At 49.1% G+C, this 12,134-nt stretch carries 9 protein-coding genes; 7 read left to right on the top strand and 2 right to left on the bottom strand.

The window, feature by feature from the left end; genetic code table 11:
* Positions 1-56 precede the first annotated feature (56 nt).
* The gene (gene glsA / locus NST33_RS20955) at positions 57-998 is read left to right on the top strand and encodes a glutaminase A (protein WP_339304935.1); all 942 of its coding nucleotides are present in this window, start codon (positions 57-59) and stop codon (positions 996-998) included.
* A 215-nt stretch (positions 999-1,213) separates the two neighbouring features.
* Here glsA and NST33_RS20950 read toward each other — a convergent pair whose 3' ends face one another.
* On the bottom strand, positions 1,214-1,555 hold the full coding sequence (locus NST33_RS20950; protein WP_339304934.1) for a YolD-like family protein: 342 nt from the start codon (positions 1,553-1,555) through the stop codon (positions 1,214-1,216).
* Positions 1,552-2,796 (bottom strand): DNA polymerase IV, encoded by a 1,245-nt coding sequence (locus NST33_RS20945; RefSeq protein ID WP_339177784.1) that lies wholly within the window; start codon positions 2,794-2,796, stop codon positions 1,552-1,554. Before NST33_RS20945 ends, NST33_RS20950 begins: the two co-directional genes overlap by 4 nt.
* A gap of 864 nt (positions 2,797-3,660) precedes the next feature.
* On the opposite strand from NST33_RS20945, the gene NST33_RS20940 reads away from it, so the two are divergent.
* The 6 genes from NST33_RS20940 (at position 3,661) to NST33_RS20915 (ending at position 12,076) form a co-directional block, all read left to right on the top strand.
* Entirely contained in the window at positions 3,661-5,886 is a 2,226-nt protein-coding gene (locus NST33_RS20940; protein WP_221825281.1) for a hypothetical protein, read from the top strand.
* Between the two features lie 26 nt (positions 5,887-5,912).
* On the top strand, positions 5,913-7,121 hold the full coding sequence (locus tag NST33_RS20935; RefSeq protein ID WP_091018251.1) for a HEAT repeat domain-containing protein: 1,209 nt from the start codon (positions 5,913-5,915) through the stop codon (positions 7,119-7,121).
* A gap of 22 nt (positions 7,122-7,143) precedes the next feature.
* Complete coding sequence (locus NST33_RS20930) at positions 7,144-8,544, top strand: glycosyltransferase (RefSeq protein ID WP_017687480.1); 1,401 nt, start codon at positions 7,144-7,146, stop codon at positions 8,542-8,544.
* Between the two features lie 275 nt (positions 8,545-8,819).
* On the top strand, positions 8,820-9,623 hold the full coding sequence (locus tag NST33_RS20925) for a response regulator (protein ID WP_221825278.1): 804 nt from the start codon (positions 8,820-8,822) through the stop codon (positions 9,621-9,623).
* Positions 9,624-9,776: 153 nt separating this feature from the next.
* Positions 9,777-11,144, top strand: a complete 1,368-nt coding sequence (locus tag NST33_RS20920) for a nucleotide sugar dehydrogenase (protein ID WP_221825275.1) — start codon at positions 9,777-9,779, stop codon at positions 11,142-11,144.
* 8 nt (positions 11,145-11,152) lie between these two features.
* The gene (locus NST33_RS20915; protein ID WP_221825273.1) at positions 11,153-12,076 is read left to right on the top strand and encodes a hypothetical protein; all 924 of its coding nucleotides are present in this window, start codon (positions 11,153-11,155) and stop codon (positions 12,074-12,076) included.
* Positions 12,077-12,134: the final 58 nt, after the last annotated feature.

Raw genomic sequence — 12,134 nt, 5'->3', positions numbered from 1 at the left:
ACTGTTCTGAGGGTAATCAGATGCTTTCTTATATAGAGATGTGGAGGAGATGACATATGAGCAATTCAACCATGGAACGTCTGAATGCATTGCTGCCGGAGTGGCTGGAGACCAGTCGTTTGCACACCGGGCAGGGTAAGGTGGCTTCTTATATTCCAGAGCTTGTCAAAGCCTCTCAGGATGAGCTTGGTATACATATCATGGACGCTGAAGGGAACTATGTGTCGGCAGGGGATTGCGGTGTCCCATTTACGATGCAAAGTATCTCCAAAGTATTTACCCTTATTCTGGCTTTAATGGATCATGGAGAAGAAGCGGTCTTCTTTAATGTAGGAAAAGAACCCACAGGCGACGATTACGATTCGATGGTTAAGCTTGAACTAGTCGAACCCGGTATTCCATTTAATCCCTTGATTAATGCGGGTGCGATTACGGTGTCCTCGCTTGTTGGAGGAGACTGTAAGGAGGAGAAGTCACGGCGCATTCTGGAGTTTTTCCGCAAACTGGCACACAATGATCGTCTGGGCTATAACGAAGAGGTATTCCAGTCCGAATCGGAGAGTGGTCATATGAATCGTTCACTTGGCTACTTTTTGAAGCACAACGGAGTCATTAAGGATGACGTTGAAGACGTGCTTGCCGTGTATTTCCGTCATTGCTCCATTGAAGTGACGTGTGCAGATCTGTCTCGAATGTCACTCGTTCTGGCCTATAATGGAAGAGACCCAATTACGGGAGAAGAACTCATCCCTCGTCGCTATGTTCAGATTGCCAAAACCTTCATGACCACCTGTGGTATGTATAATGCATCAGGCGAATTTGCCATCGAGGTCGGATTGCCCGCCAAAAGTGGAGTATCTGGAGGGATACTGACCCTTGTACCGGGACAATTCGGCATAGGTCTTGTTGGCCCGGCTCTGAACCGCAAAGGCAACAGTATTGCCGGCGTGCATCTGCTCGAGCGTCTGTCGAAGGAATTTGACTGGAGCTTTTTCTAAAAGTTTTTCAGAAAAAAGAAGCTTTACCCTTATATGTAGCCGATGAATCACGTATCTGATATTTTGCTTCTTTAGAACGAAGTGAATGGTCTGGATATGTCTCGTCGGCTACTTTTGGTATTCACTTGGAAGTGTAGGAAGACAGTCCTGCATGGCAACGGGGATGCTGCATCTATCATGGAATATCCACAACATCGGGGTGAGTATATCTCCCTTCAGTCATCGGCTAGGGCCACATCTGTAATGAGGTTCATCTGAATATTCCGGGACCCATCTTCCATCAGTAGTCTGAGGGTTCGGGCAGGGCGGTCCAGCCGAAGCACCTGCCCCGTGTAACGGATATCGTCATGTTCGTGAAACAACGTAATAGTGACCTTATCTCCAAGCGTCATCGAGTTACTAAGCAAACGGGACATTTCTTCTGCGGCCTGGGCATCCAGGGATGGGCGGGTACGAGGAGCAAGCTGTTCCTGATGAAGAATATAGGCTTCCCGGTGTTCGGGAAGCATCATGCGTGAGGATTCGAAGATACCGTTTTGTTGCAATTTTTTACTCATTTATAATGACCTCCAATTTTATGAGAACGTTCATGGGCTTGCGCGGACGAGCAGAGGGAGGATGCCCGCATAATGGCGGTTTCTCCGTACCTGCGCTTGATATCATCCGTGGCACGTTCCAATTCTCTTTTACGTTCACGATCATCAAACCAGGACAGCTGTACTTCGGAATCGGGTACAAGTCCGGTCAGTGACACGCTGATACGGCGGATGGGTAATCCGTCCCAATGGCGCAGGAACAGAGCTGCGGCTGCATCATATACTTCATCCGTAATGTTGGTGGGTTCATTCACCTTCATCTGGCGGGAGAAACCGGTTGGCCGATCATAATCCTGTCCGCGACATCCAACCGAGACCACATGGCCCATGAGTGATTTGTCCCGGGAACGTCGACTGACGAGTTCCGCCAGTTCAAGCAGTACCACTTTGATATCTTCCCAGGAGTCATAGTCCCGGGGCAGCGTCATCTGATGTCCGATCCCCTGCTGCTGATGAGCATATGTCCCGGGTTTGACCGGAGAATCGTCGATACCACGGGCAATACGCCACAGTACCTCGCCATTCACCCCCCAACGTTCTCTTAGTCGGGACAGTGGGGTCTGGGCCAGATCACCGATCGTATGGACCCCCATCTTGTAGAGATGCTGCGCCATGCGGGAACCAACCATGAACATGTCTCGCACAGGCTTCTTCCAGATGGTTGAAGGCAGATCTTTGCGAGGCAGCGTGCAGATGCCCCCGGGGACTTTCTTGGCGTACAGATCACAGGCCATCTTGCTAACAACCTTGGTATCACTGATGCCGATCCGAATGTATACACCCGTCTCATCCATCACTCTGGATTGAATGCTGCGTGCAATCGTCTCGGGACTGCCAAACAGATCCAGGCTTCCGGTGACATCGAGGAACTGTTCATCAATACTATAGGGTTCCACCAGATCGGTGTAAGACTGAAGGATACGCGTAATATGAAGGGACACCCGAATGTACTCGGCCATCCGGGGGCGAACAACAACAACATCCGGACATTTGGCGAGCGCTTCGCCCAGTCGTTCTGCTGTCGTAATTCCATAGGACTTGGCGAGTGGGCAGGCCGCAAGAATAATACCCGAACGGCGAGCCGGATCTCCCGCAACAACGAGGGGGCGGTCATTGTATTCGGGATGTGCAGACTTCTCCACACTGGCATAGAATGACTGGCAGTCTGCCAGCATGATGACACGTCTGTCTTGGCGGGGCATAAGACTTCTCTCCTTATCCGTGATGCTAAGCTCTTCTGTTAAGCATTCATTATCTTCATTTGTTCATTTGAACATCGATAATTAACAGTTTATTTACAGTATGGAACAAGTGTTCTTGTTTTATAAGCATATCTGACAATTCGAAATGCGGCAACCGGAATTATTTTGAAAATTGGACACAATTATGGATTAGCTATATTAGAGGCAGAAATTAGGAAATAAGATGTGCTTTTTTACATTTAATGTGAGAGATCTGTGACCTCTGGGTGATGACCGGGCGTTCATTTAGGTTTTTGTAAAAGGGTTATAAATGGGCACAGTCCTATAGAGGGGGACTGACGTCCTTTTTTGATTTTCTGCATTTTTCAGAAAACCTTGATGTGACGCGGAATATCGCTGATGCGTTATCGGACTATAGTATCAATTTTGTAATCTTTATGGTTAATACTGTAAAAAGGTCCGCAACTTTAACATATGACTCGCGTTTAATGGGGTATGTGTTCAAACGGAAAACGATGCCTGTACCCGCGTTGCACATAACAATAAAGGTTCCAGAAGTGCAAGATCAGCAGGCATCTAATCCATGCAATTCGAGCAAATATTAGTGTTTGGGAATCAGAGGTATCCCAGAGGCCTCCGAGTGGTAGTTGATGGACTTTTTTACGAATCATGGGCAGAATGTTCCATTTCATGTTTGCTTCCATCAGCCTAGTTACAAATGCAGAGTCTTAGCGCTATAGTGAGAACTACACCGCTGACATCTCTACCAAGCGGACATCCGAAGCGGAATGATTCCTATGCTTCATGTTGGACCATTCGGTGTTGAAGCAGGATGCATAATAGAGAGGTGAGCAATCTAAAGACATGAGCAGACAAAGACGAAGACGCTGGTTATTAACGGTGTTGACAGGAGCAGTGGTGGTGACTGGCGGGATATTTGCCGGGTGGCACTATATGCAACCCAAGCTCGTTACGTACACAGCGGAGAACGGCACGGAGATGAAATTCAAGACCGATGGAGACCGGTTCATGGAATACGGGCCAGATGGAACGTGGAGGGAGATGTTCGTCAAAGGTGTCAACCTGGGCGCAACTTCACCGGGGCATTACCCGGGAGAATTCCCGCTGACCAAAGAGGATTACTTGCGGTGGTTCCAGCAGATCGAGGATCTGGGAGCCAATGTAATCCGGGTATACACGGTTCACGAACCGATTTTCTACTCCGCATTGGTCGAATATAACCGCGGCCGGGAGCAACCGTTATATTTTATACAGGGCATATGGTCACCTGAAGAAGAGTTAATTGAGAAGCAGGATGCCTATGCGACCCATATTGAGCAGACGTTCAAGCAGGAGATTGAAAAGGCCGTATCTGCTGTCTATGGCGATGCGGACATTCCTGCCAAGCAGGGAGAGTCCAGCGGCAAATACAAAACGAATGCAGGAAAATACCTGATGGCCTGGCATGTAGGGACGGAATGGGACCCGGCGATGGTAGACAACACAAACGCAAAACATGCGGACGTGCCGCAGTACAAGGGAGTTCATTTCTCGGCGAGTCCAGAAGCGTCACCGTTCGAGAACTGGCTCGCAGAGCTGCTGGATCATACGGCGGTCCTGGAGAAGAAGTATGGATGGGAACATCCGATGACCTTCACCAACTGGGTAACCACCGATGTGCTGGATCATCCCGGCGAGCCGCTGTATGAAGAGGATCTCGTCAGTGTGGATGCCCGACATATTCAGCCGGAGGCGTGGCAGGGAGGTTATTTTGCAGCCTACCATGTGTACCCGTATTACCCGGATCTGTTCCATATCGATAAAACACTCCAAACCATCAAGGATGAGAACGGTGAGTACAACACGTACAAAAGTTATCTGCGCAAGCTGAAAGCCGAGTTTTCCGATATGCCTGTAATGATTACAGAGTATGGCGTACCCTCTTCTCTTGGTATTTCCCATCTGGGTATGGGAGGACGGAATCAGGGTGGACATAACGAAGTAGAGCAGGGAGATATTGACGCGTCACTGACGCAGGATATCTATGATGAAGGATACTCGGGAGCGATTGTGTTCATGTGGCAGGATGAATGGTTCAAAAAAACATGGAACACGATGCCACTGGAAATCCCGGCTGATCGCCGTGCATATTGGCTGAACGTGCTGACAAACGAGAAAATGTTTGGTCTGCTTGCCATGGACCCCGGTAAACAGGAACAGTTGACCATCGACGGATCACTGGATGACTGGAATGATCTGAAGGATGAAGAGGTCACGAATTGGCAGGGCCGAGTGGACGGCATTCAGGAAATGAAGATGACCCATGATGAAGCCTATCTGTATATTGGGCTGACCTTGGATCAACCGTTTGACCCGGCTAAGACAGTGCTGCGAATTGGGACCGATACACTTTCTGGAGGCAGTCAGCCTGACAAGTTACTCCCGGGCCGGACGCTCAGTGATGGTCTTGAGACGGTGATTACACTGGGGCAGGATGAAGAATCTCAGGTGGAGATCGCCAAGGATTATGACTTTAATCAGCGTCTGTATGGCAAGGATGGATACGACATGCTGCCAGATCAGCAGTCAGACTCCGCAGATCCGTTCCATCCATGGAATCTGGCAGTCAGCCTGAGAATGACACCGCCGGATACCCGATCTGCTCATCCATTCATGAATGAAAAGGTCGGAACATTGAAGCGGGGAACGACGGCTCCCGGTCAGCCCGATACGGATTCATTAACGGCATGGCAGTATAACGGCAATCAGGTGGAGATGCGAGTTCCCTGGATGCTGCTCGGGTTCGGTGATCCGAGTTCGCTGCAAGCGATCGATTATGGACCGCTCAAGAATGGACGTGAGTTCTCTACAGTTGCTGTGGAAGGCGTTGCACTCATTCCGTGGTTAACGGACCGCGCCACGAAGAAAGTATCTTGGCCTGGGGGTGAACAGACGACTCTGGATCTGAAGACATTGCCGGTATATAGCTGGCAGCCTTGGGAGCAGGTGCAGTATAGTGAACGCCTGAAGCTAAGCTACGAAAAAATGAAGAAGAGTTATGGAAAAATTCCTAGTTTTCAGATCGAATAAATGAGTATAAAGGAGGACCTTTTCACATGTTTCCAAGTTTGGCTTTGGCCTATCTGTTTTTGTACATCTGTATCGCACTTGTTGTTGTAGGCGTCATCGTATTGTTTGCCATGAAAATGTCCCACAATGGCAAACGACGCAAGACGGCGTTCTATGAATTGAAGCAGCGTGACTATTTCACCTATCTGCAAACAGCCTTGACCGAGAATAGTCCACTTAAATTGCCACCAGGCAAACTGGCTCCGCTGGAACGCAGAGTCATTCAGGACAGACTGATTGAATGGATCGACCAGTTCAAGGGTGAGTATCGCGACAAATTAATCGCACTGTGCCGTGAAGCAGGATTCGTAGAGCATGATCTGAAGGAATTGGGCCGTCTGCGTTACGGTCGCCAGATCGATGCGGCGTATCGCTTGGGGGGCATGCGTTGTCCCGAAGCCGTTCCGGGTTTGATGGAATTGCTGAAGGATGAGAAACCGGGCCCGATGGCCATTATGATTGGTCGTTCCATCTCCAGATGTACGACTCGGCAAGGTGAACTGAAAGACATGCTGGCCTTGCTGTTAACCAAAGGTAAGTCCATTCACCATCTTGCAGCAGATATTCTACTCGAAACGAGTCTGGATACGAGCAGAATTCTAATCGAATTGCTGGAAGACCGGAATCCTGATTTTGTCAAAGTCGGACTGGTTGCCATGTGGGGACAAGCTGTACCTGAAGTGATGCCTGCACTCGACAGACTGGTAGGCGCAGAACATCAGGATGTACGTGCCGAAGCAGTGAAGCTGTATCTTAGCGCAAGTCCGGCGCTCCGGGATGAGACCATTCTGAAGCTGATCCAGGACCCCGATCCGGAAGTTCGCGCCGAAGTGGTGCAAGCGCTTGGTTCCAAGCATGCATCTGGCAGTATTCCATTGCTGCGCAAAGCGCTGCGGGATGAAGACTGGAGAGTTCGCTATAACAGTGCGGAGAGTCTGAGCAAGCTCGGTGAACCGGGATTCGAAGCACTGTGTCAGGCTGCGGTGCAAGGTACAGTTGCTGAGCGCGAGATTGCGATGCAGCAGATTGAGAGTACCATGCAGCATACGAGAACCGATGACAGAGCTGTAGAGCAGATGATTGCACATAACAAAAAAAGACTGCTGTACGATCGCTATTTTGGCCCTGTGCGAGAGAACAGAACGAGCAAGAAACGTACAGGTGTCGCTACGGTAGGAGGGGATTACACTGCTTAGGGATCTACTATTAATCTACGGCATGGTCGCAATCTACTATGTTGTTTTTGTAAATACGCTCTACTTCTCCATTCTGGCCTTATCGTTCCGTAACATCTGGACGATCTTCCGGCGGTCGCATTATTCCAAATACAATACATTGTCAGGCTCGGAACTGGTACCTTCCGTTTCTCTGCTGGTACCGGCATACAACGAGGAACTGACGATTATTGAAAATGTGAACTGCTTGATGACGCTGAATTATCCAACATATGAAGTAATCGTCGTGAATGATGGCTCCAGTGATGCCACGCTGAATATCCTGTTGGAGGAATATCGGCTGAAGCCAGTACCCAATACGAAGATTCGGGGCAAGATCGCCTGTCAGAAAATTCGTGGGATCTATCATAACCCGGAGTTCCCGGATCTGTATGTCATTGACAAGGAAAACGGCGGTAAGGCCGATTCCCTCAATGCCGGGATCAACCTGTCTCATTATCCGCTAATCTCTTCCATCGATGCCGATTCGTTGCTGGAGAAGGATGCCCTGATCCGCATGGCACGCATGTATATGGAGAACCCGGAAGAGACGGTAGCCATCGGTGGAGATGTACGGATCGCCAATGGCTGCAAAATTGAAAATGGGGCAGTGCAAGATGTATCGCTGCCACGCAAAATCTGGCCCATGTTCCAGTCGATCGAATATCTCAAAGCCTTCCTGGGCGGACGGATTGGCTGGAGTCACATGAACGGTCTGATCATTGTCTCTGGTGCCTTCGGCATGTTCCGTAAGGACGCAGTAATCGCCGTGGGTGGATACCGGGATGGTTATCCTGGGGAAGACATGAACATCATCATCAAACTTCACCGTTACATGCTGGAAAACAAATTGAAGTATCGCGTTGCCTTCTGCCCTGAGGCCGTATGCTGGACGCAGGCACCGGATTCCTACCGGATCTTGTCCAGTCAGCGCAAGCGCTGGGGCCGTGGGAACCTGAAGAACATGATTGAGAATCGCGGCATGTTGTTCAATCCAAAATATAAGGTTATGGGTATGGTGACCATGCCATATAACGTCCTTTTTGAAGCGCTCAACCCATATTTCCGGATTACCGGACTTTTGGCTCTCGCTGGATATGTCCTTCTGGATATGACGCAATGGCCGATTCTGGTCCTGTTCGGACTGCTGAACTTTGTGAGTGGTTATCTGCTGAGTGTAGGCGCACTTGTCCTGGAGGAGATTGCTTTCAAACGTTACAACAAGCTCTCCGATCTGGTCAAAATGCTGGTCTACTCCGCGCTGAAATTCGTGGGTTACCACCAGCTCGGCGTACTGTGGAGATTGCAGGGACATGTGCAGTTCATGCAAAACAACAACTCATGGGGGACTATGACACGCCAAAGCTGGTCCGAGGATGAGAAGAAAACAAGCGAAGCCGCTTGATTAAAGAATAATCAAAGCAATTATTTGTCCAACTAGACATTTACACGATAACGGAGAGGGCAGAAAAAGCCTGAAGAGCGAAGCGTGCACCTAAAAGCTTTCTGAAAGAAAGCTGCATCGAAAGCATACGCTTATCCCCGGATTTCCCCTTGTATAAAGGAATCAAAAAATCTGGGGATAACAGTGATCGAAAGGTTGTTCTGTCATCGGAGTGTCAGTGTAAATAATATTTTTTGGACTTATATAGATAATCGAGGAGAAGGGTGGAAAAGAACATGCCAAATACGGCGACATTGCAGCGTGAGGCTGCCGTTAATGTGTACCGAAGTGTAGAACAGGGATTGAAGGAAACGGGTGCCGAAACATGCGGCTTAATGTTCATCCATTGTGCAGGAAACTCTCAACCTGAGCAGCAGGTCAGGACACATCTGGAGCAGACGAGCGGGACAGCTTTCCAGGTGTGGAAGGATGGTGCCACTCAGGCGATTGCCGTCCTGCTGCCAGGGTTGTCACTGGATGAAGTTCATTATGAAGGACTTCGGATCAAGCATGAATTGCAAGAGACCGTGCCCGGTGCCGATCCACAGATTACATTGGCCAGTTTCCCGGAAGGGGAGCGCCCTTCGAAGGCAACCATTCAGCATATGGCTGAGTCCTCGAAGCTTATAGATTCATCGGAGATCCATATCTACACGCTGGACAATACGGCGGACGAGCCGGAACGCATTTTGATTGTGGACAACGATCCTACGGTACGCGAATTTCTGCAATTGCGGTTGAAGATGCAGGGATACGAAACCTATGAAGCTGTCGATGGACTGGCTGCACTGGAGTTGATCGAGAAAGTTACACCAGACCTGGTGCTCACCGAGCTAAATCTGTATGGCATCGACGGTTTGCCGTTCATCCATCATATCCAGAATCTGGAGATGGAGCATCCGCCCAAAATTGTCGTGTTGACCGAGCAACGTGTCGAGCAGACGATCAGTCAATGCTTCCGCAGCGGAGTCGATGATTACATGACCAAACCGTTCTCACCTGTAGAGCTGGATGCCCGAATCAGACGCTGCCTGCATTAAAAGACGGCTTGAATAAGCTGATTGTGTGAAGTGCCAAGTAAGAGCTTTTTCACACTATGAATCAGATAGATTAGAGCAACATTTAGAGCACAGACACTCATCTATTTATATGGATTTAAGCACCACCAAAATACACTGCCCGGAGGGAATATCATGGAGAATCAACAATTCCACACATTACTGAATGCGATTGAAAATAAAGAAGCTGTACTCGGCGTTGTCGGGCTCGGTTACGTAGGACTTCCACTTGCCGTGGAAATGGTCAATCAAGGTTTCACGGTAATCGGAATTGATCTGGATGCGTCCAAAGTAGACAGTATCTATCAAGGAGATTCCTATATTCACGATATTTCGTCCGATGAGTTGAAAAAAGTAATGCAAAGCGGTCGTTTCCAGCCAACGACAGATTATAGCATGCTGCGCGTGATCGACGCACTCAGTATCTGCGTACCAACACCGCTTAGTGAGAATCAGGACCCGGATACGTCTTACATCGAGACCGTTGTAGATCAGATCAAGCTGCATATGAAACCAGGCATGCTAATTACGCTGGAAAGTACCACTTATCCAGGTACAACCGAAGAACTGATCCAGCAGCAGCTGGACAAGATCGGACAAGAAGCGGGTAAAGACTATTTCCTCTGCTTCTCGCCTGAACGTGTGGACCCGTCCAATGGACGTTTCACAACATTTAATACGCCGAAAGTAATCGGGGGCACAACCGAAGCCTGCCTGAAACTTGGAACAGCGCTATATAGCAAATATGTAGAAACCGTAGTACCGGTATCTTCACCAAAAGTGGCTGAGATGTCGAAACTGCTGGAGAACACATTCCGCAGTGTGAACATTGCCTTTGTAAATGAGATGGCGATGATGTGTGACCGTATGGGCATTGATATCTGGGAAGTTATTGACGCGGCGGCGACGAAACCATTTGGTTTCATGCCATTCTATCCAGGCCCAGGTATCGGTGGACACTGCATCCCGCTGGATCCGATGTACCTGTCATGGAAGGCCAAAGGCTTCCGTTTCTATAGCAAATTCATTGAGCTGGCGCAATCCACCAATGACAACATGCCATATTATGTGTTGAACAAAACGTCAACGATTTTGAACGAATACGCTAAATCCGTACGTAAATCCAATATTTTGCTCCTCGGCATGTCGTACAAACCAAATATTGCCGATCTGCGTGAATCACCAGGACTGGAAGTATATGAACTGTTCAAGGAAAGTGGAGCTAACGTAAGCTACTACGACCCACATGCAGATTCATTCCAGGACAAGCATGGGGAGACCGTACACAGCGAAGTGTTCAATCTGGAACAGTTCAAAAAGTACGATTGCATCGTGCTGATCACCAACCACAGCGATTTGCCTTACTTTGATATTGCCGAGATGGGTGTACCGATTCTGGATACACGTAATGCGTTCCGTTCGTACACACATCCGCATATCTACAAGATTGGTCACTCGGTACAGCATCCTGTGCTTGAACCAAGTGAAGCGTTGCTCGTCTGAGGAAATATATGAGGCAACGGGGCAAACTGGTGGGTATGGCGAAATGGGCCATTCTGGCTGTGGTGTTGTGCCTGCTGCTTCTGTCCTGGATGTTCAAATGGTTCTCGGCAGAGGAACACAAAGCGACCTGGCTGTGGGACGCGTCCATTATTGCAGAGCAGACACCTGAGATTATTGCTTTCTCCAAAGAACAGGGCGTGGATACCATCTTCCTGCAAATCCAGGATGAGTTGCCTGACGCAACATACCGCAAATTCATTGCGGCTGCCCGACAGGCTGAGATTGAAGTGCATGGACTTAACGGTCATGCAGACTGGGCCTATGAGGAGAAGCGGGATGAAGGACTTGCTTTTATCGAGCGAGTACGAGCATACAATGCAGCTTCGGCCAAGAATGAACGCTTCCAAGGTATTCAACTGGATGTGGAGCCGTATCAGCTGAAGCGCTGGGAGAACGAGGAGAGCAGCGTCATTGCAGAGTGGCAGAACAACATGAAGGCCTGGACAAAAGCCGGCGAGGATGCCGGACTGTACATGAGCGCTGCCATTCCGTTCTGGCTTGATGCCCGTCAGTCGGCTGAAGGTGAGGGTACATTCAGTCGCTGGGTCATTTCCCACTTCGATGCGGTAGCTATTATGGCTTACCGGGATAGCGGACAGCAGATGTATGATCTATCCAAGGAAGAACTGGACGAAGCGGATGATCTCGGCAAGAAAGTCTGGATCGGAGCGGAACTCGCGGATACACACGAGGGGGATCACCTGACCTTTTTCCGTAAACCGGTTAGCAATATGAATGAAGAGATGGCAAAGGTGTTTGATCTCGGTACCTCTCATTCTTCTTTTGCAGGTGTGGCTGTGCATCATTATGAAGCATGGTATGCGAAAGAGAACGGTATTCCGCTTGCGCGCAAGAATGAGAAGAAGGAATAGCGTTAGGTCAATGTTAACAAGTTCCTGATTCATGGTGCGTGCGTCAAGACTATAGTAT

This window comes from Paenibacillus sp. FSL L8-0435 (assembly GCF_037965655.1).
Taxonomy (GTDB): Bacteria; Bacillota; Bacilli; order Paenibacillales; family Paenibacillaceae; genus Paenibacillus.
The sequence above is the reverse complement of the archived record's forward strand: the minus strand, read 5'-3'. Positions and strand labels throughout refer to the sequence as shown.

What these genes read in the sequence shown, in the direction of transcription:
- glsA (WP_339304935.1), top strand. Translation starts at nt 57, where the DNA reads ATGAGCAATTCAACCATGGAACGTCTGAATGCATTGCTGCCGGAGTGG.
- NST33_RS20950 (WP_339304934.1), bottom strand. Translation starts at nt 1,555, where the DNA reads ATGAGTAAAAAATTGCAACAAAACGGTATCTTCGAATCCTCACGCATG.
- NST33_RS20945 (WP_339177784.1), bottom strand. Translation starts at nt 2,796, where the DNA reads ATGCCCCGCCAAGACAGACGTGTCATCATGCTGGCAGACTGCCAGTCA.
- NST33_RS20940 (WP_221825281.1), top strand. Translation starts at nt 3,661, where the DNA reads ATGAGCAGACAAAGACGAAGACGCTGGTTATTAACGGTGTTGACAGGA.
- NST33_RS20935 (WP_091018251.1), top strand. Translation starts at nt 5,913, where the DNA reads ATGTTTCCAAGTTTGGCTTTGGCCTATCTGTTTTTGTACATCTGTATC.
- NST33_RS20930 (WP_017687480.1), top strand. Translation starts at nt 7,144, where the DNA reads ATGGTCGCAATCTACTATGTTGTTTTTGTAAATACGCTCTACTTCTCC.
- NST33_RS20925 (WP_221825278.1), top strand. Translation starts at nt 8,820, where the DNA reads ATGCCAAATACGGCGACATTGCAGCGTGAGGCTGCCGTTAATGTGTAC.
- NST33_RS20920 (WP_221825275.1), top strand. Translation starts at nt 9,777, where the DNA reads ATGGAGAATCAACAATTCCACACATTACTGAATGCGATTGAAAATAAA.
- NST33_RS20915 (WP_221825273.1), top strand. Translation starts at nt 11,153, where the DNA reads ATGAGGCAACGGGGCAAACTGGTGGGTATGGCGAAATGGGCCATTCTG.